The following is a 24,860-nucleotide window of genomic DNA, read 5'->3' as shown; positions in this document are numbered from 1 at the left end:
GCATTGGCTTGATTCAGCGAGAACTTTAGTCCGCCTCCCGCCTCCCGCCTCCCGCCTCCCGCCTCCCGCCTCCCGCCTCCCGCCCTCTCACCCCCAAAACCTCATCCTGAGGAGCGCGCTTGCGCGCGTCTCGAAGGATGGGCGGCATACTCCGGAACAAAAGGCCTCCGGAACAAGCGGCCCATCCTTCGAGACGCCGCTGAAGCGGCTCCTCAGGATGAGGGGGGAAGAGAGACGAATACTGAAGGTGAGGGTGGCGTCGGGCCCCCTCAGATGTCCCCGCCGGTCTCGTCCACTTCCGTACGCGGATCGAGGCTGACGGTTTCCGGCGTTGTGATCTGCGCGGTCGAGACGGCCATGACGAAGTCGGACTTGTCTTCCTGGGGAAGCGAAGCACGCTGGCTTATGCGCCAGAGAGCAAACAGCATCATCGAAAGATGCGCCGCTGCAGTTACCTGGAAGAGGGCTCCTGGATAGGTGAACGTCATCAAGCCGGAGGCGAGCAGCGGTCCGACCATGGTGCCGGCCCCGAAGATGAGCAGCAGTCCGCCGCTGATACTGAGGAAATCTCCTGGTTCCGCATGGTCGCTCGCGTGGGCGACGATCACCGGATACATGGAATAGACGACACCGCCGAAACCGGCGATCAGGAGCACCGTAATGGTTGGATCGACACCGCCGAAAAACGACAGGCTGGAGCCAAAGGTCATTGCAGTTACGGCGAGGCCGACCAGCACCAGGCGACGGTCAAGCCTGTCGGACAGCATGCCGACCGGGATCTGCAACACTGCGCCGGCCAGAAGGGCCAAACTCATCATGATGGCGATTTCCGGAACTTCCAGGCCGATCCGCAGGCCGTAGACCGCTCCCAGCGTACCGAACGATCCGTTTGAAATACCGACCATGAAAACCGCAACAACTGCTATCGGCGAGTTGCGCCAGAGCTTTTTGGGGTTGAGCCGCGCCTGGGTCAGCGGTTGCGGGGACGCGGCAGTGGAAAGTGCCGTGGGCAGCAGAGATAGCGAGTAGATGATCGAGCCGAGCACAAAGAAGAAAAAGCCGCTGGGGTCGCCAAGCGTCAGCAGCATCTGCCCGGCCGTGGTCGCCCCCAGGTTGATCATGGTGTAGATGCCGAAGATCCGGCCGCGCGTTTCGCTGGTCGAGCGCTCGTTCAGCCAGCTTTCCACGATCATCGCCGCGCCGGAAAAGCAGAAACCGGTGAGTGCCCGCAGCACGATCCAGACAGCCGCATCCATGAACAGAAGGTTCAGAAGAACGGAGATCCCCGCCAGGGAGGCAAGGGCGCCAAAGGTCCTCACATGTCCGACCCGCTTGACGATGACCGGCACGGCCAGACAACCGCTGACATAACCGGCGGCCCAGCCGGTGCCGAGCAGACCCAGCGAGGCATCGGAAAACCCGTTGGCGAGACCTGCCAGCGGCAACAGGAGGCCGTGAAGGCCTCCAGCAAGCAAAAGCAGTCCGGACCCGATGAGGAGGGCGGCAATTGAAACAACGGCAGACATGAAACTTCCGGTTTGGGACGGTTGAAACGCTTGGGTTCAAATCGCGAAGATCATGACCAATGACGAACCGGTTTGACAAGGTTATGGTGTGCAGATAGGCGAGGGCAGCGTCTTTTCACACAATCCTTTCCAGTTCCGGCGATCTTCGATGAATGACACTCAACCAGCCTTGTCCCTGTTCCGGCCTCAGCACGTGCGGGAAAAAGCCTATGAGCTTCTGAAGCTCGCTTCGGATGGCAGACTCAAACATGTCGAAGCGGTTCCGGACCAGCTTGAAACGGCCCTTGCCAGGGTGCTCGAAACGACACGGGAAAACTATCCGGATTTTCACATCCCACCTTTTGGCATCTGGCGGAATTTCGAAGCGGGCGGCATCGACCGCTGGGGCGCGCTGGCAAATGCGCGTGGGTTTGAAACGGCCGAGGAGATGCTGGCTGCCGCGGCCGACCTCGCCATTCTCGCCACCTATATGAAAACCAGTCACCCTGAGGGCTGGGTCTTCGAAGACCAGATGACCGGGAGCGAGGCAACCGGGCAGGAGGCCTCCGCACTTGCGGCCTTCCACATGTTCGCCGCCGGTTCCTTTTCCGGCGAAATGACGGACCCATACCGGGTAGACGCGCAAACGCTTGTGCAGATGGACCGGATGGAACTTGCCGAGGGTCTGCAATGGGATGCAAAGGACGACGAAGACCTGCTTGAAGCGATGCAGCGTCACCTGAAGCGCTTCGGTGAGGCGCTCGCCCTGCGGCCGGATCTTTTCGGTGACGGCGACGTGACCCGGCCCGGCCTTCTTGCCGTGCAGATGGCGAAGGAGAGCGATGGCACGGTTTCGGCGCGAGATCTGCTCGACCGGCTGCTGGAATCGTTTTGCCCCCTCTGGGAGGGCGGTGCTGGCGACGGCGACATGGTCTATGGCGACAGTTTCGAGCATTCGGTGCAAGGGGGAATGCCCGGTGCGTTCATTGTGCCGTTTCACCAGGCTGCGCAGGAAATGGTCTATTCCCTGATTGAACCTTTGGCCTGGGCTGGATTCGAGGTCTCCGGACTGGAGGCCCTGACGCCACCCGCCGATCTTGCTCACGCGGCTCTGTTTCTGGATGCAGGGGTGCTCAAGGTTCTCGAACCGGACGCCGCGCTGTCACCTGAAGCGGCCCGCGACCGGATGATTGAAATCCGGGCGGTCGCGCTTGCCCTTACAGACAGACTGGCCGATTTGCTGCGGCACGAACTCAAGGTCCATCAGGATCAGTTGCCGCTCACCTGTATTCTGGAAGGCGGGACCAGCCGCGCCGGCGGTCTTTGTTTGCAAAGCCATCCGCAGGAAGCGAAAAAACTCGGGCACTTCATGAACCCGGGGTCTGTATTTTGGTTGCCGTTCGGGGCATAGGTCCAGAACATGGAAAATTATGAGACCGGGCCGCTGTTAAGGCCCCCATTGAAAAGAGAGGCAGATATGTCCGGAGCCACTGTCATCAGCCACCCGCTGGTTCAGCACAAACTGAGCATCATGCGCGACAAGGGAACGTCCACCCAGGGGTTCCGGCGGCTCCTGCGCGAAATCTCGACGCTGCTCTGCTACGAGGTCACCCGCGACCTGCCGCTTGTCTATCAGACCATCGAGACGCCTCTTGCCGAAATGCAGGCGCCGACCCTGGCAGGCAAGAAGCTGGTGTTTGCATCGGTTCTGCGCGCCGGCAACGGTCTTCTGGAAGGCATGCTGGATCTGGTTCCTTCCGCGCGTGTTGCGCACGTCGGCCTTTACCGTGATCCGCAGACGCTGCAGCCGGTTGAATATTACTTCAAGTCTCCGGAAGACCTGAACGAACGTCTGGTGATCGTGGTCGATCCCATGTTGGCCACCGCCAACTCGGCGATTGCCGCGGTTCAGAAATTGAAGGAGCGCGGTGCCAACAACATCCGCTTCCTCTGCCTGCTCGCAGCTCCGGAAGGTGTCAAGAATTTCACCGAGAACCACCCGGACGTTCCGGTCTACACCGCCTCCATCGACGAGAAGCTGAATGAAAAAGGCTATATCGTTCCGGGGCTGGGCGATGCGGGTGACCGCATGTACGGAACAAAGTAACCGGTCGACAAACAAACGGAAGAAAGCGCGGGGGCCGTTTCCCCCGCGCTTTTTTGTTGCGCTCGGGCCTGCTGTGTCTAACCTTTCAGGCCAATAGGAGAGGCGGCATGATTACAGTCTTTGGTTCCATCAATCTGGATCTGGTCGTCGCCGTTCCCCGCCTGCCAACCGCCGGTGAAACGGTGAGTGGCCGCGATCATCAGACATTTCCGGGTGGAAAGGGAGCGAACCAGGCACTTGCTGCCAGGCGGGCAGGGGCCGAGGTGCGGCTCATCGGGGCGGTCGGTCAGGACAGTTTCGCGGAACCGGCGCTGTTGAATCTGCGCCAGGCCGGCATCGACCTGACCGGGCTTCGCACCATGGCCGGCTCGACCGGCCTTGCCCTGATCGGCATCGACCCGGCAGGGGAAAACCAGATCATCGTCGCCAGCGGCACCAACGCCCGCGTCGAGGCTTCCTGGCTGGAGGGGCGTTTCGAGCCTGGCGGTACGCTTCTCGTTCAAGGCGAGGTGCCGCTGACAGAAGTTGCCGAAGGGGCCCGCCATGCCTGCGATGCCGGAGCTTCCGTCATCTGGAACCCGGCGCCTGTCCCGGAAGGGGATCTGAGGGGGTGCCTGGATGTTGCCGGAACGGTGGTGGTCAACCTCAGCGAAGCGGCTGAGATCGGAGATCGTCTCGGCATTGCCGGAGACCCGGAAACTTTTGCAGAAACGCTTGCGACGGACGGCCGGTCTGTCGTCGTCACCCTTGGGGCTGACGGTGTGCTGGCCCGCACGCCAACGGCGCGCCATCGCTTTGGCTCGCCTGTCGTGAAGGCTGTCGATTCCACCGGCGCCGGAGATGCCTTTTGCGGCGCTCTGGCGGCTGCGCTTGATCGCAAGGCCCCTTTTGAGCGCGCCTTGAAGGAGGGCGCTGCTGCAGGCGCGCTCGCCTGCACGGTGACAGGCGCCCAGTCCAGCGCGCCGCATCTGCAGGACATCGCCCGGCTGGCGGACACAATTGACTGATCCGGTTTTACAGGCCGCTAAGGAAACCGTGATATTGGAGGGGTTCACGCAACGTCGGGACCCGGTATGTCGCGGTTTGTCATCATCTTCCTTGCCTGTATCGCAATCGCGCCGCTTGCGGCCTATCTGCTTGAGAACAGGTTTCTGGTGATGTTGGGCAGCGGCGATGTTGCCGATTATGAGGCTGGCGACGAAGACGGCGGCCCGGCAGGCGAACGGAGCCATCGGATTTCTGCCGACAGGCAAGGGCACTTCGTGGCCGACGCCTATTTGAACGGCCGCGCCGTGGATATGCTGGTCGACACGGGCGCAACCCTCACCGTTCTGCCGGAGTCGCTTGCCGAAGACATCGGTATTTTCCTGGATTCATCCGACTACAAATACGCGATCCAGACAGCAAACGGTACGGTGTACGGCGCGCGAGGGACCATTGACAATTTGCGCATTGGAAAGATCCGGTTACGCAATGTCGACACACTCGTGTTGCAAGATCAAAGCCTTGGGAAGCCTTTGCTTGGCATGTCCGTTCTCAACCAACTCAAGCGGTTTGACATCTCCGGCGGTACGCTTGTGCTGGTGCAGTGAATTGACATACCGTGCGTTGGGATTTCCCTCTACTGTTCATTTCCCTTGCTCCGAGAGGCATTGATGTTTCCGAAACCGCGTCCGAAATTGACACCCAACACTTTTGAATATGAGTCTTTTCCAATGGTGAAGCCCACGGGCTTCCGCGAATATGATGCCCGCTGGCTTTTCGAAAAGGAAATCAACCTGATGGGCATGCAGGCGCTCGGTATGGGCATCGGCACGCTCATCCACGAACGCGGCGTGCGCCCGGATATCGTGGTCGGCCATGACTTCCGTGGTTATTCCTCTTCCATCAAGATGGCGGTGATCAACGGTTTGCTGGCAGCCGGCATCAACGTGCACGACATTGGTCTTGCGCTGTCGCCGATGGCCTATTTCGCGCAGTTCGCGCTCGATGTTCCAGCGGTCGCCATGATCACGGCGTCGCACAACGACAACGGCTGGACAGGCGTCAAGATGGGCATCGACCGCCCGCTGACCTTCGGTCCGGACGAAATGGGACGGCTGAAGGAGATCGTTCTGGAAGCTGCCTACGACCTGAAAGGCGGCGGAAGCTATCGCTTTGTCGACGGTTTCCCGGATGTCTATTTCAAGGATCTCACCGACAGGGCCAAGCTGAAGCGGCCGATCAAGGTGGTCGCGGCTTGCGGCAACGGCACTGCGGGTGCCTTCGCACCGAAGATCCTGGAAGCGCTTGGCGCCGAAGTCATCCCGCTCGACGCCGAGCTGGATTACACCTTCCCGCGCTACAATCCGAACCCGGAAGACATGAAGATGCTTCATGCGCTTCGTGACAAGGTACTGGAAGTCGGCGCGGAAGTCGGCCTCGGTTTCGATGGCGATGGCGACCGCTGCGGTGTCGTCGACAATGAAGGCGAGGAGATCTTCGCCGACAAGGTCGGCGTGATGCTCGCACGAGATATCTCCGCGCTTCATCCCGGCGCCCAGTTCGTGGTCGATGTGAAATCCACCGGGCTCTTCCACACAGACCCCGTGCTGAAGGCCAACGGTGCCAAGACCGACTATTACAAGACCGGCCACTCCTACATCAAGCGCCGGGTCACCGAGCTGAATGCCATGGTCGGGTTTGAAAAATCAGGCCACTATTTCTTCAACAAGCCCATCGGCCGCGGTTATGACGACGGGCTCGTTTCAGCCATTGCCATTCTCGACATGCTCGACCGCAACCCGGACAAGACCATGGCCGACCTGCGCCGGGACCTCCCCAAGACCTGGGGATCGCCGACCATGGCCCCCAAATGCGACGACGAAATCAAATACGACGTCGTCGACCGGGTCGTCGCCAGGTTCCAGGACATGAAAGCCAAGGGCGAAACGGTTGCCGGACAGGCAATCACCGACCTGATCACCGTCAACGGAGTTCGTGTCGTCAGCGAAGACGGAACCTGGGGCCTTGTGCGTGCCTCGTCCAACAAGCCGGAACTGGTGGTCGTGGTGGAAAGCCCGGTTTCCGAAGAACGCCTCCACGCCATGTTCAAGGCGGTCGACGGTGTCCTGCGCGAAAATTCGGAAGTGGGCGACTACAACCAGACGCTCTGAATCACTTGACCGACTGACGGAAGGCGGCGGATAGTTCCGCCGCCTTTTGTGCATCCTGCCGCCCTCTCGCCGGAGACTTTCATGATCAAGGAATTTGGGGTTCTGCCCGACGGAACACCCGTCCAGGAAATTACGCTGGCAAAAGGACCTCTGGCGGCCTCCATCCTCACCCTCGGCGCCATCATCCGCGACCTCAAGGTCGACGGTGAGACGGTGGTGCTCGGCTTTGAGGATTTGCAGAGCTACCTCGATCATTCCCCCTATTTCGGCGTGATCGCCGGGCGCTGCGCCAACCGCATCGCCGGAGGCAGGATGACGATAGAGGGCGTCGACTATCAGCTCGACCAGAACGAAGCTGGAAAGAACCATCTTCACGGCGGCTCAGTCGGCTTCTCCCGCCGCGTCTGGCAGGTGGAACAGCACGACAAGGCCAGTGTTCTGTTGAAGCTTGTCTCCGAAGACGGCGAGATGGGGTATCCGGGGAGAGTGGAAGTGCTCGCCCGTTACACATTGACCGGCGCCGGTGCGCTGCGCCTCAAGATCACGGCAACCACCGACAAGACCACACCGGTCAACCTGACCCAGCATGCCTATTTCAATCTGGATGGCAGCAGCACGATACTCGATCACACCCTTGAAATCGCGGCCGAGACCTATCTGCCCGTGGATGATGAACTGATTCCGACAGGTGAGATCCGCAATGTGGCCTGGACGCCTTACGATTTCCGGGATGGACGCAAGTTGCGGCGCAAGGCCGGTGAGGAAAACGTGCTCTATGATCACAATTTCTGCCTGGCAGATGCCCCGCGTGAGAGCGTCGAATTCGCTGCCGCTCTGGAAGACAGTTCCGGTGACCGGCGTATGGAAGTCTGGACCAGCGAGCCGGGGCTGCAGCTCTACGATGCCCAGAACATGACAGTGCCGGTTCCAGGCCTGGGGGGCAGGTCCTATGGGGCTCATGCCGGGCTATGTCTGGAAGCGCAGCGCTGGCCGGATAGTGTCAATCACGACGGGTTCACAAGCGCTTTGTTACAGCCCTCAGAGACTTATACGCACGTTACGGAATTCCGTTTTTCCTGAAATGGGTTACAGTAGCTCAGCGGTGTGAGACAACAGGGGACTTGGGGGCGACTCGTGAAGACGGTTTTTTCAGACACCCAGCTTGCGCATGCACCGGCGCAGGAAATTTCCGATGGCGAATTGAAGCCCGCTGTCGAAATCCCGAGCCGTGCCGAAATCGTGCTCAAGACTGTGCAACAGCGCAATGTCGGCGAGATCGTTGCGCCGGAAGAATTCCCCGTCCGCCCCTTGCACCGGGTGCATTCACCCGACTACGTTTCGTTTCTGGAAAGCTTCTGGGAGAAATGGACGGCTGCGGGACGGACACGAGAAGCCTTTCCCTTCGTCTGGCCCATCCGCAGCCTGCGCCACGATGTTCAGGTCGAACATATCGACGGTCTGCTCGGGCGCTATTCGATGGATGCCGGTACGCCGCTTGGCGAAAACACCTACAAAGCTGCACGAGCGTCCGCGGACACCGCGTTGACGGCAGCCCGAATGTTGCTCGATGGGGAAAAATCGGCCTTTGCCCTTTGCCGGCCACCGGGACATCACGCCGGCTATGATTTCTTCGGCGGGTATTGCTTCTTCAACAACGCCGCCGTTGCAGCCCAGTATCTGCGCGACTACGGTCTGCACCGGGTCGCGATTCTGGATGTCGACTATCACCACGGCAACGGTACCCAGGCGTTGTTCTATGACAGGCCGGACGTGCTGTTCCTGTCGATCCACGCCGATCCGAAAAACGAGTATCCCTATTTCCTCGGCTTTGCCGATGAGACCGGCGAACATGCTGGCACCGGCTTTACTCGTAACTGGCCCTTGCCACTCGGCACCGACTGGGACGCTTATACGCCGGCCCTTGAGGAAGCCTGCAGGTGGCTGCTGGTCTATAAACCAGACGCGTTGATCGTCTCGCTTGGCATGGATTGCTACGAGAAGGATCCAATCTCCGGCTTCAAGTTCAAGAGCGAAGACTATATCCGGCTTGGACAAAGGCTGGCCAAGGTCGACGTTCCCACCATCTTCGTGATGGAAGGCGGCTACGCCGTTGAAGCACTGGGCACCAATTGCGTCAATGTGCTGGAAGGCTTCGAGGGATAAGGCCTCTCCTTTGCCACAGGCCGATAGACAGCTTGTGCTTTGGAACGATTATCCGTTCAGCAACCCGAAGTGTTTGAGATCAGCGCGCAGTCCCTCAGCCCCCTTGAAGTGATGCGCCGCCATGCCGGCCTTGCGGGCGGCTTCGACATTATGCTCGTTGTCATCGATGAAAAGGCAGTTCTCTGCCCTCAGCCCGTTGCGTTCCAGCAGGATTTCGTAGATGCGCAGCCCTGGCTTGATTTCCTTTTCAATGCCGGAGACGACGATGTCGCGGAAGCTGGTTTTTAGAAACGGGAATCGTTCCTGCGTCTGTGCAAACTTGTCTTCCGAGAAATTGGTGATCGCGTAGAGCGGCGTGCCTTGGGCCTTGAGCTGTGCGAGCAAGTCAGGGGTGCCGGGGATTTCGCCTGGCACCATGTCGTGCCAGCGTTCGTCGTAGGCGGCAACAAGCTCTGCCTTGTCCGGATGCTGGCGGGACAAGACTTCCACGGCCTCGGCCCAGGGCCGGCCGAGATCCTGCTGCAGGTTCCACTCCATCGTGCAGACCGTCGCCAGGAACTCTTCGCGTGCGTCAGAATCGGGAATGAGCTCACGATAAAGATATTCGGGATTCCATTCGATCAGGACATTCCCTATATCGAAGACAACGGTCGTGATAGCATCGCTCATGTGGTCGATCCGGTTTTCTGGCGGAAGTTGTTCAAAAGGCGAGATATTATTTTGCAAGTTTCATCAGAAGGTTATGTCGGCAATGTGGCACTTGTGAAGTGCCTTTTCCGATGGATAGCCCCTCTTTTGGCGGCGGTCTTGTTCACCGCTGCCGCCCACGCAGAAGAGACGCAATCCATGCCCGACCGGTTGCGGCTCGGCGTCGTGGTTGCCTCTGACGAGGGCGCGCGTGACCGGGTGGAGCCATTTCGTCTTGCTCTGGAGGAAATTGCCGATTTGCCGGTGGATCTGTTTCTGATGGACACCATGGCCGACGCCGTCGAAGCCCTCTCTTCCGGAAAGATCGATTACGCCCGCCTTTCGCCCTCAGCTTATGCTGCCGTGTATCAGCTTTGCAGTTGCGTGGAGCCGCTGGTGACTGCGGCTCCGGATGATTTCCCGGCCCGGTTCTATGCCGTTCTCGTCGCCAAGCGAGGTGCTGAGCAGGTGACCCTGGCTGACCTCAAGGGGAAGCGCCTTGCCGTCGGCGGCGCACACAACGTGACCGGTTATCGGGTTCCCCTTGCCAATCTGGCGGCGGACGGTGTCGATGCGCGTGTGCACTTCAGTACCCTTGTCGAAGTGAAGGATCCGGTCGAAGGCATTCGTGCCGTTCTGGATGGCCGGGTCGATGCAGCTCTGGCCTGGTCGACGCTGGCAGGTGAGGCGAAGAACGGCTACACGGCCGGTACCCTCAACGATTTTTACGTCTCGGGAGAGCGCGGCTTCAAGGATCTGGAAATCGTGTGGCGCTCGCCGCCGATCCCCTATTCAGCCCACACGGTGCGCAAGGATTTGCCCGATGTGCTGAAACGTCGCCTCAGGGCAGGTTTGATGGATATGCGCCGGGAAGCTCCCGACGCCTATCTGGCCATTGAACCGGACTTGCCGGGCGGGTTCGAGCCTGTGGTACATGCCGATTATCGGCCTGTTCTGCGCACCTATGAAAACGACTATGCCGCGCTGCTGGACCCTCCGGGCCAGTGAACGGCTCGCTGTTCACCGGCAGAACGATGGCCTGTCGTCAGCGGCTGTTGCCTAGCAGTTCTTCGGTGTGACGCCGGATCATGGCCTCTTCGTCGGTCGGGACAACCAGAATATTGATGTGGGAAGTATCTGCCGAGACAACCTCTGCGTTCGCCTGGTTCCGGGCCGGATCGATTTCAAGGCCAAGCCACTGCTGTCCTTCGCAGACCTTCTCCCGGATCAGAGCCGAGTTCTCTCCAATGCCGCCGGTAAAGACAATAGTGTCGAGGCCGCTCAGAACGGCGGCCATGCCTCCCAGTTCCCGCCGGATGCGGAAGACGAAATAATCGATGGCTTCAGCGGCTTTCGGATCGGCGCTTTGCGTCAGGGTGCGCATGTCCTGACTGATGCCGGAAAGCCCCTTGAGGCCTGACTGCTTGTAGAGCAGATCCGACACAGCGTCGGGGCTCATGCCCTTGGTCGTCAACAGATACAGAACCACACCGGGATCGAGCTGGCCGCAGCGCGTGCCCATCGGCAAGCCGTCGAGCGCGGTAAAGCCCATGGTCGAGCCGATACTCTTGCCTTCGCGAATGGCGCACATGGAAGCGCCGTTGCCCAGATGTGCCACAACCAGCCGGCCGGCATAGATGTCCGGATGCGTCCGCTTCAGATAGGAGCAGATGTACTCGTAAGACAGACCGTGAAAGCCATAGCGGCGCACGCCTTCGTCATAGAACGGCCGGGGCAGGGCGAACGTATCGTTGACCCATGGGTGGCTGCGATGGAACGCTGTGTCGAAACAGGCGACCTGCATGGCCTCGGGAAAGGCCTCCCGGGCGGCAGCGATCCCGGCCAGATTATGCGGTTGATGCAGGGGAGCAAGCGGTTCGAGCGCCTTGAGATCCGCCAGGACCTGTTCCGTCAGCCGAACAGGTTCGGTGTGAGCTACGCCGCCATGGACCACCCGGTGGCCGACAGCATCGACATCACGCTCACCGAGTTCCTGTTCAAGGACCGGCAGAAGGGCAGCGAGTGCAGCCCCGTGGCTCCGGCCTTCGTCCGCGGTAAGTGCCCGGTCCACTTTCGTATCGGAAACCCGCGAGGCAAGGGAAATACGCGGCGTGGCCCCCAGGCCGGAGATCTGCCCTTTGAACTGAACAGCTTCTCCCCAATAGAGCGTAAACTTGATCGACGATGAACCCGAGTTCAGAACAAGGATGACCGGGTCCATTATCCGTCACCTTCCCTGTCGAGAATGCCCGCCGGAGCGCCGGTTGCCTGCCAGTGCATATAGAGCAGGGCAAGCGCGCAGGAGGCGAGGCGGGCCCGGCTGTCATCGGCCCGGCTGGTCAGCATGATGGGAACCTTGGCGCCAATGACAAGGCCGGCAGCTTCCGCATGAGCGATGAAGGTCAGTTCCTTCGCCAGCATGTTGCCCGATTCCAGGTTCGGTACGATCAGAACCTCTGCATGTCCGGCAACCAGAGACGTAATTCCTTTGGTCCGGGCTGCCTGAACATCGATTGCATTGTCCATCGCCAAGGGGCCGTCGACGATTGCACCGGTGATCTGGCCACGTTCGGCCATCTTGGAAAGGACCGCCGCATCAAGGCTGGACGGAATCGCCGGGTTTACAGTCTCAATTGCAGACAGAACGCCAACGCGCGGCATTTCCAGGCCGAGAGACAGGGCGGCGTCAATGGCGTTCTGCGTGATGTCGACCTTGGTATTGAGGTCGGGCGTGATGTTGATTGCCGCATCCGAAATCAGGACCGGGGTTTTGCGCCCGGGAATATCCATCACGAAGACGTGGCTGATGCGTCGTTTGGTTCTGAGCCCGCCATCGCGTTTGACCACGTGGTGCAGAAGGTGGTCGGTGTGAAGATGGCCCTTCATCACCGCCTTGACCCGGCCTTCATGCACCAGCGCAACGGCTCGGCCGGCGGCCTCCATCTCATCTTCGATATCGATCAGCTCATAGGGGCCAAGGTCTTCGTCAAGTTCTCTGGCCGCCGCTTCAATCCGGTTTCTTGCGCCGATGAGGATGGGGGTGATCAGCCCCTCGCGGGCGGCCATCAAGGCACCTTCCAGCGAGTTGGGGTCGTCCGGTGCAGCCACCGCGGTCGGCAGGGCAGGCAGGGTCTTGGCCAGTTCGATCATCCGGTTGAAGTGCCGGTGCCGCTGCACCAGGATCGCCGGAATGTCGCTGGAATCGAACTCGATGAGCTCGGTCGGCGCGGCGACTTCGGCAACGCCTTCAACAAGGCGGGTGCCGTCTCCCCGCGTCACCGACATATCGAACAGGACGATATTGTTCGGTCTTTTTTCGGTTGCGGTGACCCTCACATGCAGTTTGTCGCCGACCGCAGCTCCGCCAATAAAACGGAACGACTGAGCCTTGTAGATTGTCCCGGGCCCGGGAAGAATGTTGCCGAGCACCGCTGAGGCAAGCCCACCGACCCACATGGCCGGCGCAACGGGTTTGTCGACATGACCGTCGCCGGTCCAGTCCGTGTCAGGCAGGTGTATCGGATTGTGATTGCCGGATGCGTGCGCGAAAACCAGAAGGTCGTTGGAAGAGCATTCCCGCACGATTTCCGCGGTATCGCCGACCTTGATCTGATCGTAAGTCTTGTTAGTCGCCATCGGTTCAAAAATCCCATACTCAAAAGCGCATATTGCGACGCAGCATTGCCGGCAGAGTAGCCGGAATGTGCGACGTTAAAAATACGGGAGTTAGCGTAGGCAGGCGTTCTGTCGATTGAAACAGCGAAAGTCAGAGCAGGCCAGGGGGGCCAGCACTGTATTTTCCGACTGGCGAGCCTTGTCTTATATCTTCAGCAGTCCGGGCATTTGACAGTGTCTGTCAAGCGCGGCCGGAGGTAAAAGGTGTCGCTCAGATCGATTAAGGAATCCCTGGCAAAATAATCAGTGAAAATGCCGGCGAATGGCGGCGCATACTTGAGGTTGGCCTGTGTCACCACAATAGAGGTCAAAGGCTTCGCCACCGCATCCGGAAGTTCGATCGGCGGCTTGGAGCCTTTCGGCCAGGAAGACCCTGCCTTGGAGGAATAGCTCCAATCGACGGCAGGATTGCCTTTCTTGTCGAAAGTAACACTGGCCACGATCGTTTCCAGGTCTGTGTCAGGATAAGGATCAAGGATCTTGCCGCCGATATTCATCATCGCTTTGAGGTCGGCAGGCGTAACGGTCTGGCCTTGGGCGACAAGGTCGGCGACAGAATTGGCGATGCGACTGACCTTACGGTTATGATCCAGTGTGCCGGAAGCTTCCTCCATGAAGATCAGCAGGATCAGCATGAAAGGCAGGACCATCGCAAACTCGATCGCGGACACGCCCCGCTTGTCCGTGCCGATGCTTTTCAGTCCGGCAAGCCAGTGCTGGGGGGATATGAAACGAGGACGTGTCTTAGTTCCAGGGTTCATTTCGAAACACCATGGTAGAGGTCAGATAGCGCTCGTTGCCGTGATCGGCGAGATTGAGATCCAGAACTGATGTGATCATAGGCCACTTGTAAATGGCGTTCACAACAACGATTTCCCCCGGTCCGGCATCTTCGTAATTGGAGTCCTCCTTCAGATCGCCGTCTTTATCGTAAAGGCTCTCGCTCGCAGATTTTGCCAAGGCAAAACTCTCGACCTTGTCGACATCGACCACCAGCCGGTCCATGGAACACAGAAAATCCGGCAGGTTGTCGCAAATATGTGTCTTGAAGGTATCGGCGTTAAAACCGCTGTCATGGGCCTGGCCGGTGCGGATTTCACGGGACGCAGTGATCACAGCATTGTCGAACATCCGGTTCACGAAATGGTACAGGCCAGCTTCAAGGATCGCGAGCACAAGCGTAAAAAAGGGAAGCGCGAGAACCGCGAATTCGAGGGCTGTTGCGCCGCTGTCATTCTTTCCGAAGGCTGTACGCCTTCTTTTTCGTCTCGATGTGAGGAGCCTCTTCAAGAACCGCATTCGGTGACTACTCCGTTACTGCTTCCCGCCGGCCGCTTTGGTCGCCAAGTCGTTGCGCGCGCTTGCCTGGCCCGCAGTTGCCTGGAATGTCTCGGTCGAGTCTCCCAGGCGCAAAACTGGTTCGCACGATGGATTGCAGGACAGGGATTCCCGTGAGACTTTCCTGTAGACTGAGACCACGTCGTCATCGGACGCCTTCACCGTAATGACTTCATCCACGATCGGCTTGTTGTCGCCATCCAGGATCACAAGATTTGTGGTTCCGTAGCTCTTGCCCGTAATGACAACGGTGTTCGCATCGAACATTGCGACATCCGCGATAAAGGGATTGCCGACAATTACGGCGGCGGCGCCATCTTCGATCCGGAAGACCTTGGCGCGATCGACCGTGACGAGCACGGGGCCATCCTGTGCGACCGCTACGGTCGTGCTCAAGACAACCGCAAACAGGCCCGTCCATCTGATTAGCTGCGCAAACATGCCTATGGATACTCCAATTGTGCATTTTCTTAGAACATCATGCGTCGAACGTGGTGAATGATCTGCTAACAGCCTTTCGAAAGAAGTATGGGCGTATCTTGTTTTGCTTTTCCGTCCGGTTATTCGAATGGTTTACCGTTATTAGTGCGCGTCGGGTCTTTTTCTATGCAAACAGATCAGCCATGGAGGCTGATGGAATATAGTGATAAGAAATCCACGTATAAACGGGGCTAAGATCTGGTCAGGAACTAGAAAGTGAATAGGAAAAATTTTGAAAATTGTAAGATATTTTGAGGTATATTTAAATTTCAGCAATTTTTATTAAGACTCTCTGACTGTATTAATAAAATTTTATTTATACATATTGTTAACTATAGTGATAATTGTCAGTATTATTTTTTGTGGGGGAAGTAAATTTAACTGGTTGGAAAGCTCTCTGTCCTAGGGTGAGCCCATGTCCAATCGGACAAAAAAGATCCGACGGACTTGAAGCTGTCAATTCAGTGGTACTTGGAGCAAAGCAAATGAAATCTCTTATCAAACGTTTCGCAAACGACGAATCTGGCGCAACTGCAATCGAATACGGCCTGATCGCTGGCCTGCTGTCCATCGTGATTGTCGGTGCAGTAACTGCAACCGGTACGTCGCTGAGCGCGATCTTCACGACGATCCAGACTAAGATGTCCGGCGCAGCTACCGCGGTTAACTAAACCTGCTGCGTCTGAGGTTGGCTTATTGTCGGCTCTAGGCAGCTCAAGCTGTTGATGAGTGCGAACAAGAACGGGCGGATTTTCCGCCCGTTTTTTGTACTTCAAGGGTTGGTTTCCGCGAAATATTAACCTCTGCTCCCTAACCTTTTGGCATAAGGTTTCCGAAGAGACGAAGTTTCCATGGTTCAGGCTGCAATTCTCGTCATTTTTCCAATGTTGGTCGCTTTTGGTGGCGCGTCCGATTTGCTGACAATGACCATCCAGAACCGGGTATCCCTACTTTTAATCGTGGGGTTTGCCATCCTGGCGGTTGCGACCGGCTTGCCGTTGCAGGCCTGGGGTATGCATGCACTCGCGTTCGCGGTCATCTTCGCTCCCTGTTTCCTGTTTTTTGCCTTTGGCTGGATGGGGGGAGGGGACGTCAAGTTCATCAGCGCCATCGCTTTGTGGATCGGTTTTTCCCAGCAACTGCTGATGTTCGTTATTTTGGTTTCTGTCTATGGCATGTTACTGACCTTAGGTCTTTTGGTCATACGTCAGCAAAGCGTCGTGCCCGCTGTTCTCTATCGTCAGGAATGGTTCGCTCGCCTTCATGACAACAAAAGCGGCATTCCCTACGGCATTGCGATCGCGATTGCCGGTCTTCAGGTGTATTCTTCCACCTACTGGTTTGAGCTCATCCGCTGAGTTCCTCCTGAGCGAGCGTTTCTGCACCGACGTATCTCCAGCGATACCGCTCGCCCCGACTTCTCCTGGCATTGCCGCACACTCATGCAGTTAGAAAGCGCAAACCGGTCTCTGCGTCGAGGCGGGCCGATTGCCTGCGGCCGGTAATGAATGGTGAGCGAACACGGTTATTGACGCATTCGACCTGTCCACGGGACTTCCCTAAATCGCTTAAAGCAAAAAAAATAGCGTCCACGAAGTTGATCGGGGTGTCAGGTGACACTGTAAACGTTGCAGATTGCAGCGATTTAAGAAGGTGTTCAGTAAAGTTAACGAATATTAACCGAAAACATCCACATCTGATTAACCATGTTTTGACCAATTACCCGTCATCCTAGTCAGGAACAGCGCATGTGCGCATGGAAATATTGGGTTTTGGTCATGAAAATCGCGCGAATTTTCGTCCTGGCAATTGCTGTAGCGGCTGGCATCATCGCCTTCCGCATGGTCATGATGTCGGGTAACAAGCCTGCGGAGCCGCAGACCGCACAGGCTCCTGCCGTCAAGCAGGCCGAAACGCAGGTTTTGGTGGCCGAAAGGGACATTGCGCTCGGTTCGAAGCTTACGCCGGACGACATGAGTTGGGCGAACTGGCCCGAAGATGCGGTTCCCTTCGGCGCCGTGACGAAAGAGGCCGCTCCTCTGGCTAACGAGGAATATAAGGGCCGAATCGCCCGGGCGCCGATTTTTGCTGGTGAGCCCATTCGCCCGGAGCGTCTCATCACGACCGACAAAGGGTTCATGGCCGCAATCTTGCCGAAGGGCAAACGCGCGATTGCAGTCAGTGTCGAGGCCGAAACAACCGCTGGCGGCTTCATCCTGCCTGGCGACAAGGTAGACGTGATCCTGACCCGCCGGTCGGACACCAGCGCTCACAGTGAAACCATTCTGGAAAACATTCGTGTCCTGGCTATCGACAGCACGACCGCTGGCGAGCAAGACCAGAAGAACCTGTCTCCCAAACGGACGGCCACGCTTGAGCTGACTTTGCCTCAGTCGGAGGTGATTGCCCAGTCGCAGCAGATCGGCACGATCGCACTCGCATTGCGAAGTGCCCAGGATTCCGCTGACGACGCAGAAGATGACGGCGGTCGCCGCCGTGGTGTCAGCTACGTGAAATACGGCGTGACAAGCCAGGCAGGTGCGCAATGAACCCGGTTGAAAACAGAACGTCCGGCAAGAGGGGCGCGATGAAACATTATCTTTACAAGCTGGCTGCCACCGTGGTTTTGCTCGGGGGGCTGACGGGACTGTCCGCTCCGGCAGCACAGGCCGAGGGCAATTTTCCAAGCCAGGTCCATATCGCCGCAGGCGAGCGGGCAACAGGCCGTATCCTCAACGTTGGTGTCGGCCGCTCGGTTGTGATCAACCTCGCCGAAGACGCGGCGGATGTGCTGGTGTCCAATCCGGAAATCGCGGATGCGGTTCTCAGAACGCCTCGCCGTATCTTTGTGATTGGCAATACCGCGGGTCAGTCGCGTCTTGTTCTGTTCAGTCGAAGTGGTCGAGAGCTGGCGAGTTTCGATATCCGGGTTGAAAAGGACACGTCCGATATCACCCGGATTATCCGGAAGCTGATCCCCGGATCGAATATTTCCGCTGAATCGATCAACGGTAGTGTGGTGCTCAGCGGGACGGCCAAAAGCACGCTGGAAGCCCAGCAGGCAGCAGATATTGCCGCCAAGTTTCAAGGGGCCGGCAGTGCAAGCGAAATTGTCAACCTTATCTCGGTCGCTGGCAAGGACCAGGTTCACCTCAAGGTGACAGTTGCGGAAGTCGAGCGCTCGATCATCAAGCAGCTCGGGGTTCAGTTTCAGGGCACGATTGGCGTTGGCAACTTCACGCCCTTCATGTCAAGCCTGCCGAACTTCACCGTGAACCCGACGATCGTGAACCAGGCCGTCGGCGGGACCCAGTTCGCTTCTGGCGCAAGTAGCATCACCGCCCAGGTGGAAGCCCTGCAGCGTGAGGGCGTCATCCGCACTCTGGCCGAGCCGACCCTGACCGCGATTTCCGGTGAGAATGCAAGCTTTCTTGCCGGCGGCGAATTTCCAATCCCGATTTCACAGAAAGACGGCGAACTCAGCGTCGAGTTCAAGAAATTCGGTGTTGGGCTCGACTTTACGCCCGTGGTTCTGTCCGCGGGCCGGATCAGTCTGCGCGTGAAAACCGAGGTCAGCGAACTGAGCAACGATGGTGCGGTTTCGGCCGGTGGGATCACCATTTCCGCGCTGAAGGTACGCCGCGCGGAATCGACCATGGAACTGCCATCCGGTGGCACGTTGGTGATGGCGGGTCTCCTGCAGGAATCCTATCAGCAAGCCATCGAAGGCATTCCTGGCCTGATGCAGATCCCCATTCTCGGCGCGCTCTTCAAGAGCCGTGACTTTCTACGTGAACAGACAGAACTGGCTGTTTTCGTAACGCCTTACGTGGTTCAGCCGGTTGCAGTCAGCAAGCTGCAGCGCCCGGACAAGAACCTGATGGCGCCGTCAGATGCCGAAACGATTTTCCTCAATCGGCTGAACAAGATCTACAACCCGACCGGAGCCGCTGCCGAAGGCAACTATCACGGTCAGGTCGGCTTTATCTACAAGTGAGAACGGACGGATGAACATGTTGAAAACAGTCCGCGCAAAGACGCTCTCGCAAACAGGCCTTGTGGTCTTTGGGTGTCTGATCGCAGCCGGCTGCCAGAACCAGTCGCAGTCGACGAGCCAGATGCTGGCGTCCCACGACTACAGGCTGATGCACCCGATCGTGATCACCGAAGAACCGGAAACGCTGGATCTTCCCATCGGACGGAACACCCGTAACCTGAACGGACCGATCGAAGGCACCGTTGCTGCCTTTGGTCAGCAGTCCCGGCAGAAGGGTGACGGATCCGTCGAGATCCTCGTCCCCTCAGGCGGGGCCAATGAAGCGGCGGTTCATTCGATAACACCCAAGATCCGTCAGGCGCTGCAGCGCGGTGGTGTTTCCAGGAACAGGATCAGCACACGGACCTATGCCGTGGGCGACCCAGGCGCAGATGCGCCGATACGCCTGTCCTACGCGCGTATGCAGGCGACAGCGGGAGAATGCGGGGCCTGGCCCAGAAACATCGGTGGCGGCTTCGGCGAAAACATCAATTACGAGAACTTCGGTTGTGCCACCCAGGCGAACCTGGCGGTGATGGTCGACAATCCGTCCGACCTGATCACACCGAGAGCATCCGCTCCGTCCGATCAGGGCCGGCGCGCGGTGGTCATAGAAAAATACCGGAAGGGCGAGGTCACGGCAGGTGACTTCAAAGAAGGTGTCGGCGCTGAAATTGCCGATAACTAGGGGATAGCGATGAGTGCCAACCCAGATTTTAAAGACACGTCCGGCTATATGCAGCCTGTTTCCGAGCCTGTGGATCACAGCTACGCAGAAAGCGACGCCGGTCTTCATATCGGCTCGGTTCCGCGCATCACTGTGCACGGCTTCTGTCTGACCGACGCTACCATGCAGGTGGCGGAGGCAGCCATGGAAGATCGGCGCATGGCAAAGGCGCATCTGAAACTGGAAATGGGCGGTATCCCGGCGGCGATCGGAACCTTCGAGCAAGCTCCGACACCGAACCTGATTCTTGTCGAGACATCCGGCAGGCGTGAAGATCTTGTGTCGAGCCTCGATCATCTGGCCGAATTTTGCGATCCGGGAACCAAGGTAATTGTCATTGGCGATGTCAATGACGTGACGCTGTATCGCGATCTGATTTCCCGCGGTGTCAGTGAGTATCTGATCACACCGGTCAGCGTGTTCCAGCTGATCGGCACCATCGCCAGTCTTTATGCCGATCCCGATGCCGAACCGCTCGGCCGCACCGTTGCATTCTTCGGTGTCAAGGGCGGCTGCGGAGCCTCGACGATTGCGCACAACGGTGCCTGGGCCCTTGCCCGTGTCTTTCAAAGTGAAGTCGTCGTGGCGGACCTCGATCTGCCATTTGGCACCGCAGGGCTGGATTACAATCTGGACCCTTTGCAGGGTGTTTTTGAAGCAGTGTCTTCCCCGGAGCGTCTGGACGAAACCTATCTCGACCGAATTCTGTCCAAGTGCAACGAGAACCTGAGCCTGCTGGCCGCACCAGCCACGCTCGAGCGCACCTACGACCACAGCGAGAAGTCTTTCGACCAATTGGTGGAGACAATGCGGGCCGGCGTACCGGGTGTCGTGCTGGACGTGCCGCACGCATGGAATGCCTGGGTCAAGAACACGCTGCTCGGGGTCGACGAGATCGTCCTTGTCGCGGAACCGGACCTGGCCAACCTGCGCAATGCAAAGAACGTTGTCGACATCTTGAAGCAGCTGCGGCCGAACGACCGCCCGCCGCATCTCATCATGAACAAGGTCAATGTTCCCAAGCGACCCGAGATCAAGCCGGAAGAATTTGCCAGCGCGCTCGGCCTGTCGGTGCATGCGACAATCCCGTTCGAGCCGCATCTTTTCGGAACCGCGGCCAACAACGGGCAAATGATCGGTGAAGTTGATGGAAAACATGCGATTTCTCGCGTGTTTGACGATCTGGCACATACCGTCTCCGGCAAGGCGCAGCCCGTCAGGGCGTCGCGCTCGAGCCTCGGTGGATTGCTGTCGAAATTGAAGCGGAAGGCCGGCTAGACCGGCCTGAGAGCGGAGCAGATAGTTCGTTATGTTTGGTAGACGTGGCAGCTCATCGTCTGGACCCCAGACCCTTCAGCCAGGTGGCGTACCTGGGCTGCAGGATTCGCCTGCGCCGGTGGAGCAGGCGAAACAGCCGGAACAACCGGCGCCGCAGAATATCCAGACCGAACCTCCCAAGCCGGAGACACCTGCGGCCCCTCCGCCGCCGCCCGAGCCTCAACCGGCCGCACCGGCGGCTCGCAAGAAGAACAGCGAGTATTACGAGACCAAGGCCCAGATCTTCAACGCACTGGTCGAGGCCATCGACCTGTCACAGCTCGCCCGTCTTGATGCCGAAGATGCCCGCGACGAGATCCGCGATGTCGTGAATGACATCATCGCGTTGAAAAACGTGGTGATGTCGATCTCCGAACAGGAAGACCTGCTGGAAGACATCTGCAACGACGTTCTGGGGTACGGACCTCTCGAACCGCTGCTCGCTCGCGACGACATCGCCGACATCATGGTGAATGGTGCACACACGGTCTACATTGAAACCTCGGGCAAGGTCGAACAGACCGGGGTCACGTTCCGCGACAATGCGCAGCTCATGAACATCTGTCAGCGCATCGTGAGCCAGGTCGGCCGCCGCGTCGATGACAGCAGTCCGATCTGTGACGCCCGTCTCCCCGACGGCTCTCGTGTCAACGTCATTGCCCCGCCGCTTGCCATCGATGGTCCTGCACTGACCATTCGTAAGTTCAAACGCGACAAGCTGACCCTCGAACAGCTTGTGAAGTTCGGATCGATAACGCCGGAAGGTTCAACGATCCTGCAGATCATTGGCCGCTCGCGGTGTAACGTCTTGATCTCCGGGGGTACCGGCTCGGGCAAGACGACCCTGCTGAACTGCCTGACCGCCTTTATCGAGAACACCGAACGGATCATCACCTGCGAAGACAGTGCCGAGTTGCAGTTGCAGCAGCCGCATGTGGTGCGCCTGGAAACGCGTCCGCCCAACCTGGAAGGGGAAGGCGAGATCACCATGCGCGATCTCGTGAAGAACTGTCTGCGTATGCGTCCTGAACGGATTATCGTGGGCGAAGTGCGTGGCCCGGAGGCCTTTGACCTTCTCCAGGCCATGAACACCGGTCACGACGGGTCGATGGGAACGTTGCACGCCAACTCCCCCCGAGAGGCACTGTCCCGTCTGGAATCCATGATCACCATGGGGGGCTTCTCGCTTCCTTCCAGAACCCTGCGCGAGATGATCGTCTCTTCCATCGATGTGGTGGTTCAGGCTGCGCGCCTTCGTGACGGCTCCCGCCGCATTACCCATGTGACGGAAGTCATGGGCATGGAAGGCGACGTGATCACGACCCAGGACGTCTTCCTCTACGACATCGTCGGCGAAGACCCCAACGGCAAGATCATCGGACGCCACCGTGCGACGGGTATCGGCCGGCCGAAATTCTGGGAACGCGCCAGATACTTCGGCGAAGAAGCCCGTCTGGCACAGGCACTGGATGCTGCCGAGATGCCTGAATACGTAGCTGATTGAGGAACCCATGTCCGGAATTGAAGAGTTTCTCACACCTGAAGTCACCGGCCTGGCCGTCGCGTTCCTCGTGATGCTCGCGGTTGGTGGTATCATCTATAGCCTCTTTCAGCCCGCCCTGTCCGGCTCCAAGCGGCGCGACCAGCGTGTAAGCGCGGTTGCAGCCCGGCCCCAGAGCGAAAACCAGCGCAAGGCACTTCGTGATGTCGACCGCCGCAAGCGGTCCATCCAGGATCAGCTCAAGGAATTCGAGGAACGGCAACAGGCCAAGCAGGACAAGCAGCAAAAGGTGCCGCTGAAGGTCAAGATCGAGCAGGCTGGACTGACCTGGGAAACTCGTCATTTCGTGATCTTCAGTCTCGTTGCCGGCCTGATCTTCCTGGTGCTGGGTCTGATCATAGGCAGTGGCAACCTGTTCATTGCGGCCGGATTTGGTTTCGCTGGTAGTCTGGGTTTTCCCCGCTGGTACGTTTCCAGCAAGCGCAAGCGCCGCTTCAACGCCTTTCTGGAAGAACTGCCGAACGGCGTCGACATCATTGTGCGCGGCGTCAAGGCCGGTCTGCCGCTCAGCGACTGCATCAAGGTGGTTGCCCGCGAAGCACGCGAGCCGGTCGCAACGGAGTTCCGAAAAATCACCGAAACCCAGATCATGGGGGTCTCGCTCGCCGATGCGGTCGGCAAGTTGCCCGACCGTGTTCCGCTTGCCGAAGCCAACTTTTTCGCCATCGTGGTCGCCATTCAGCAAAAGGCAGGTGGCGGCCTTGCAGAGGCGCTGAACAACCTCTCGAAGGTTCTGCGCGGCCGCAAGGCCATGAAACGCAAGATCAGGGCACTCAGCGCTGAGGCAAAATCCTCCGCCGGGATCATCGGCGCGCTGCCGTTCTTCGTCGGCGGGATCATGTATCTCATTGCGCCCAAATACATTTCGATTCTGTTCGAAACGACAGCCGGTAACATCATCATCGCTGGCTGCCTGTTATGGATGTTTTGCGGCGTCATGGTGATGCGCGCCATGATCAACTTCGACTTCTAGGAGACGGCATGGACCTCGACACCCTCGTATCCAGTCAGTTTCTGGCAGCGGTCCTGGCAATGATCGCAGTCACGGGAACCATTTTTTCACTCGTGATGCCGCTCATGTCCCGTGACACCTTGAAGTCTCGGATGAAATCGGTCGCGATTGAACGCAACAAGCTGCGGGCCAAGGAACGGGCACGGCTTCAGGCGATCCACGCGGACGCCAAGGCCTCCCTGCGCAATCAGCCGAAGGCGCAGATGAAAAGTCTTGTCGACCGGCTTAATCTGAAGGAAGCGCTGTCCGACCAGACGACGGTCGATAACCTGCGGATGGCGGGTTATCGCGGGGCTGCGCCGCTTTATTATTTCCTGGTCGCGCGCATCGCTATCCCCGTCGGTATCTTCACCTTCTCGGTTGCCTATGTGTTTCTCGTCCTGCCCAGTGACTTGCCAGCGTTGTCGAAGGTCTGCTTCTGTCTGGGGCTTGCCGGTCTCGGCGCTTTCATGCCGAACCTTTACCTGAAGAACAGGATCGACAAGCGCAAACTGATCATCCAGCGGGCCTGGCCGGATGCGCTAGATCTCATGCTGATCTGTGTGGAATCCGGCATGTCGATCGAAGAGGGCTTCAAACGCGTTGCCGAAGAAGTCGGCGTCCAGTCGGTTGAGCTGGCAGAAGAATTGTCGCTCACGACGGCAGAACTGTCCTACCTCAGCGATCGACGCATCGCCTACGAGAACCTGGCGAAGCGAACGGGTGTGGACGGGGTCAAGAACGTCATGATGGCGCTCATCCAGGCCGAACGTTACGGCACGCCCGTGGGCACCGCCTTGCGCACAATGGCGGACGACACCCGCGAACAGCGTATGCAGATGGCCGAACAGAAGGCCGCGTCCCTGCCGCCGAAACTGACCGTACCGATGATCATGTTCTTCCTGCCGGTGCTGTTCTTCATCATCATGGGACCAGCGGTCATTCAGGTGATCGACACCTTCAAGTAAGCAGCGGTCTTGTCTCTCCGGCGCAATGGCTGCCGGAGACCCCACTTCCCCGAGCAGGCATCAATACGTGGCTTCCTTGAGAAGGAGATCGCGGTGAGACAGCTGCGCCAGCAACACAGTTCTTTGGCGTTGCCTGACTTTTGCATCAGG

Annotated in this window: 24 protein-coding genes; 17 read left to right on the top strand and 7 right to left on the bottom strand. The window is 58.6% G+C overall.

All coding sequences use genetic code 11. The features are described from left to right. Positions 1-269: 269 nt before the first annotated feature. On the bottom strand, positions 270-1,526 hold the full coding sequence (locus AC2A6O_RS20760; RefSeq protein ID WP_498929907.1) for an MFS transporter: 1,257 nt from the start codon (positions 1,524-1,526) through the stop codon (positions 270-272). Positions 1,527-1,674: 148 nt separating this feature from the next. Here AC2A6O_RS20760 and AC2A6O_RS20755 point away from each other — a divergent pair, with 148 nt between their 5' ends. The 7 genes from AC2A6O_RS20755 (at position 1,675) to AC2A6O_RS20725 (ending at position 8,930) form a co-directional block, all read left to right on the top strand. Beyond that, positions 1,675-2,916: a DUF1688 family protein gene (locus AC2A6O_RS20755; RefSeq protein WP_498929905.1), complete on the top strand. Its 1,242-nt coding sequence runs from the start codon at positions 1,675-1,677 to the stop codon at positions 2,914-2,916. A 66-nt stretch (positions 2,917-2,982) separates the two neighbouring features. Then, positions 2,983-3,612 carry a uracil phosphoribosyltransferase gene (upp, locus tag AC2A6O_RS20750; protein WP_148585479.1) on the top strand — a complete coding sequence of 210 codons (630 nt, stop codon included), beginning with the start codon at positions 2,983-2,985 and terminating at the stop codon, positions 3,610-3,612. Between the two features lie 107 nt (positions 3,613-3,719). Next, positions 3,720-4,619: a ribokinase gene (locus AC2A6O_RS20745; protein WP_498929903.1), complete on the top strand. Its 900-nt coding sequence runs from the start codon at positions 3,720-3,722 to the stop codon at positions 4,617-4,619. A gap of 66 nt (positions 4,620-4,685) precedes the next feature. After that, positions 4,686-5,204 (top strand): retropepsin-like aspartic protease family protein, encoded by a 519-nt coding sequence (locus AC2A6O_RS20740; RefSeq protein ID WP_498929901.1) that lies wholly within the window; start codon positions 4,686-4,688, stop codon positions 5,202-5,204. A gap of 63 nt (positions 5,205-5,267) precedes the next feature. Beyond that, positions 5,268-6,767, top strand: coding sequence for a phosphomannomutase/phosphoglucomutase (locus AC2A6O_RS20735; RefSeq protein WP_498929899.1), 1,500 nt, complete (start codon positions 5,268-5,270; stop codon positions 6,765-6,767). A gap of 81 nt (positions 6,768-6,848) precedes the next feature. Next, positions 6,849-7,847 (top strand): aldose epimerase family protein, encoded by a 999-nt coding sequence (locus tag AC2A6O_RS20730; RefSeq protein WP_498929897.1) that lies wholly within the window; start codon positions 6,849-6,851, stop codon positions 7,845-7,847. A gap of 54 nt (positions 7,848-7,901) precedes the next feature. Then, positions 7,902-8,930 carry a histone deacetylase family protein gene (locus tag AC2A6O_RS20725; protein WP_498929895.1) on the top strand — a complete coding sequence of 343 codons (1,029 nt, stop codon included), beginning with the start codon at positions 7,902-7,904 and terminating at the stop codon, positions 8,928-8,930. Between the two features lie 48 nt (positions 8,931-8,978). Here the strand turns inward: AC2A6O_RS20725 and AC2A6O_RS20720 are convergent, their stop codons facing one another. Next, positions 8,979-9,599: an HAD family hydrolase gene (locus AC2A6O_RS20720; RefSeq protein WP_498929893.1), complete on the bottom strand. Its 621-nt coding sequence runs from the start codon at positions 9,597-9,599 to the stop codon at positions 8,979-8,981. Here AC2A6O_RS20720 and phnD point away from each other — a divergent pair, their 5' ends adjacent. Beyond that, positions 9,600-10,625, top strand: coding sequence for a phosphate/phosphite/phosphonate ABC transporter substrate-binding protein (phnD, locus tag AC2A6O_RS20715; RefSeq protein WP_498929891.1), 1,026 nt, complete (start codon positions 9,600-9,602; stop codon positions 10,623-10,625). Positions 10,626-10,662: 37 nt separating this feature from the next. Here phnD and AC2A6O_RS20710 read toward each other — a convergent pair whose 3' ends face one another. The 5 genes from AC2A6O_RS20710 to AC2A6O_RS20690 form a co-directional block, all read right to left on the bottom strand. Next, positions 10,663-11,838: an acetate/propionate family kinase gene (locus AC2A6O_RS20710; RefSeq protein WP_498929889.1), complete on the bottom strand. Its 1,176-nt coding sequence runs from the start codon at positions 11,836-11,838 to the stop codon at positions 10,663-10,665. Then, positions 11,838-13,253 (bottom strand): bifunctional enoyl-CoA hydratase/phosphate acetyltransferase, encoded by a 1,416-nt coding sequence (locus AC2A6O_RS20705; RefSeq protein ID WP_498929887.1) that lies wholly within the window; start codon positions 13,251-13,253, stop codon positions 11,838-11,840. The genes AC2A6O_RS20710 and AC2A6O_RS20705 overlap by 1 nt, the downstream gene beginning before the upstream one ends. Positions 13,254-13,444: 191 nt before the next feature. Next, positions 13,445-13,927 (bottom strand): TadE/TadG family type IV pilus assembly protein, encoded by a 483-nt coding sequence (locus tag AC2A6O_RS20700; protein ID WP_498929885.1) that lies wholly within the window; start codon positions 13,925-13,927, stop codon positions 13,445-13,447. A gap of 109 nt (positions 13,928-14,036) precedes the next feature. After that, positions 14,037-14,591, bottom strand: a complete 555-nt coding sequence (locus AC2A6O_RS20695; RefSeq protein ID WP_148585469.1) for a TadE/TadG family type IV pilus assembly protein — start codon at positions 14,589-14,591, stop codon at positions 14,037-14,039. A 15-nt stretch (positions 14,592-14,606) separates the two neighbouring features. Beyond that, entirely contained in the window at positions 14,607-15,071 is a 465-nt protein-coding gene (locus AC2A6O_RS20690) for a pilus assembly protein N-terminal domain-containing protein (RefSeq protein ID WP_148585468.1), read from the bottom strand. Positions 15,072-15,595: 524 nt separating this feature from the next. Between AC2A6O_RS20690 and AC2A6O_RS20685 the strand changes: the two genes are divergently transcribed. From AC2A6O_RS20685 to AC2A6O_RS20645, 9 genes are all read left to right on the top strand, one after another. Next, entirely contained in the window at positions 15,596-15,781 is a 186-nt protein-coding gene (locus AC2A6O_RS20685; protein ID WP_498929882.1) for a Flp family type IVb pilin, read from the top strand. A 180-nt stretch (positions 15,782-15,961) separates the two neighbouring features. Continuing rightward, positions 15,962-16,468: an A24 family peptidase gene (locus tag AC2A6O_RS20680; protein ID WP_498929880.1), complete on the top strand. Its 507-nt coding sequence runs from the start codon at positions 15,962-15,964 to the stop codon at positions 16,466-16,468. A 390-nt stretch (positions 16,469-16,858) separates the two neighbouring features. Beyond that, on the top strand, positions 16,859-17,659 hold the full coding sequence (gene cpaB, locus AC2A6O_RS20675; RefSeq protein ID WP_498929878.1) for a Flp pilus assembly protein CpaB: 801 nt from the start codon (positions 16,859-16,861) through the stop codon (positions 17,657-17,659). Positions 17,660-17,697: 38 nt separating this feature from the next. Next, positions 17,698-19,107, top strand: coding sequence for a type II and III secretion system protein family protein (locus AC2A6O_RS20670; RefSeq protein ID WP_498929876.1), 1,410 nt, complete (start codon positions 17,698-17,700; stop codon positions 19,105-19,107). A 16-nt stretch (positions 19,108-19,123) separates the two neighbouring features. Next, positions 19,124-19,834, top strand: a complete 711-nt coding sequence (locus AC2A6O_RS20665) for a CpaD family pilus assembly protein (protein WP_209001161.1) — start codon at positions 19,124-19,126, stop codon at positions 19,832-19,834. 9 nt (positions 19,835-19,843) lie between these two features. Next, positions 19,844-21,151: a CpaE/TadZ family protein gene (locus tag AC2A6O_RS20660; protein WP_498929873.1), complete on the top strand. Its 1,308-nt coding sequence runs from the start codon at positions 19,844-19,846 to the stop codon at positions 21,149-21,151. 31 nt (positions 21,152-21,182) lie between these two features. After that, positions 21,183-22,694 (top strand): TadA family conjugal transfer-associated ATPase, encoded by a 1,512-nt coding sequence (locus AC2A6O_RS20655; protein WP_286192680.1) that lies wholly within the window; start codon positions 21,183-21,185, stop codon positions 22,692-22,694. 7 nt (positions 22,695-22,701) lie between these two features. Continuing rightward, on the top strand, positions 22,702-23,724 hold the full coding sequence (locus AC2A6O_RS20650) for a type II secretion system F family protein (protein WP_498929871.1): 1,023 nt from the start codon (positions 22,702-22,704) through the stop codon (positions 23,722-23,724). An 8-nt stretch (positions 23,725-23,732) separates the two neighbouring features. Further along, complete coding sequence (locus tag AC2A6O_RS20645; protein ID WP_498929869.1) at positions 23,733-24,710, top strand: type II secretion system F family protein; 978 nt, start codon at positions 23,733-23,735, stop codon at positions 24,708-24,710. Positions 24,711-24,860: the final 150 nt, after the last annotated feature.

It is taken from the genome of Labrenzia sp. ATLA3, from assembly GCF_057180185.1.
Note: the sequence above shows the minus strand (reverse complement) of the source record. Positions and strands in the feature narration are given on the sequence as shown.

Bases quoted from the DNA above. Each gene is read 5' to 3' on its own strand.
- AC2A6O_RS20660 (WP_498929873.1), top strand. From the start codon at position 19,844: ATGAGTGCCAACCCAGATTTTAAAGACACGTCCGGCTATATGCAGCCT.
- AC2A6O_RS20685 (WP_498929882.1), top strand. From the start codon at position 15,596: ATGAAATCTCTTATCAAACGTTTCGCAAACGACGAATCTGGCGCAACT.
- AC2A6O_RS20745 (WP_498929903.1), top strand. From the start codon at position 3,720: ATGATTACAGTCTTTGGTTCCATCAATCTGGATCTGGTCGTCGCCGTT.
- AC2A6O_RS20645 (WP_498929869.1), top strand. From the start codon at position 23,733: ATGGACCTCGACACCCTCGTATCCAGTCAGTTTCTGGCAGCGGTCCTG.
- AC2A6O_RS20690 (WP_148585468.1), bottom strand. From the start codon at position 15,071: ATGTTTGCGCAGCTAATCAGATGGACGGGCCTGTTTGCGGTTGTCTTG.
- AC2A6O_RS20700 (WP_498929885.1), bottom strand. From the start codon at position 13,927: ATGCTGATCCTGCTGATCTTCATGGAGGAAGCTTCCGGCACACTGGAT.
- AC2A6O_RS20665 (WP_209001161.1), top strand. From the start codon at position 19,124: ATGTTGAAAACAGTCCGCGCAAAGACGCTCTCGCAAACAGGCCTTGTG.
- AC2A6O_RS20755 (WP_498929905.1), top strand. From the start codon at position 1,675: ATGAATGACACTCAACCAGCCTTGTCCCTGTTCCGGCCTCAGCACGTG.
- cpaB (WP_498929878.1), top strand. From the start codon at position 16,859: ATGTGCGCATGGAAATATTGGGTTTTGGTCATGAAAATCGCGCGAATT.
- AC2A6O_RS20730 (WP_498929897.1), top strand. From the start codon at position 6,849: ATGATCAAGGAATTTGGGGTTCTGCCCGACGGAACACCCGTCCAGGAA.
- AC2A6O_RS20670 (WP_498929876.1), top strand. From the start codon at position 17,698: ATGAAACATTATCTTTACAAGCTGGCTGCCACCGTGGTTTTGCTCGGG.
- AC2A6O_RS20695 (WP_148585469.1), bottom strand. From the start codon at position 14,591: ATGCGGTTCTTGAAGAGGCTCCTCACATCGAGACGAAAAAGAAGGCGT.
- AC2A6O_RS20735 (WP_498929899.1), top strand. From the start codon at position 5,268: ATGTTTCCGAAACCGCGTCCGAAATTGACACCCAACACTTTTGAATAT.
- AC2A6O_RS20710 (WP_498929889.1), bottom strand. From the start codon at position 11,838: ATGGACCCGGTCATCCTTGTTCTGAACTCGGGTTCATCGTCGATCAAG.
- AC2A6O_RS20760 (WP_498929907.1), bottom strand. From the start codon at position 1,526: ATGTCTGCCGTTGTTTCAATTGCCGCCCTCCTCATCGGGTCCGGACTG.
- AC2A6O_RS20650 (WP_498929871.1), top strand. From the start codon at position 22,702: ATGTCCGGAATTGAAGAGTTTCTCACACCTGAAGTCACCGGCCTGGCC.
- AC2A6O_RS20680 (WP_498929880.1), top strand. From the start codon at position 15,962: ATGGTTCAGGCTGCAATTCTCGTCATTTTTCCAATGTTGGTCGCTTTT.
- AC2A6O_RS20720 (WP_498929893.1), bottom strand. From the start codon at position 9,599: ATGAGCGATGCTATCACGACCGTTGTCTTCGATATAGGGAATGTCCTG.
- AC2A6O_RS20740 (WP_498929901.1), top strand. From the start codon at position 4,686: ATGTCGCGGTTTGTCATCATCTTCCTTGCCTGTATCGCAATCGCGCCG.
- AC2A6O_RS20655 (WP_286192680.1), top strand. From the start codon at position 21,183: ATGTTTGGTAGACGTGGCAGCTCATCGTCTGGACCCCAGACCCTTCAG.
- upp (WP_148585479.1), top strand. From the start codon at position 2,983: ATGTCCGGAGCCACTGTCATCAGCCACCCGCTGGTTCAGCACAAACTG.
- AC2A6O_RS20705 (WP_498929887.1), bottom strand. From the start codon at position 13,253: ATGGCGACTAACAAGACTTACGATCAGATCAAGGTCGGCGATACCGCG.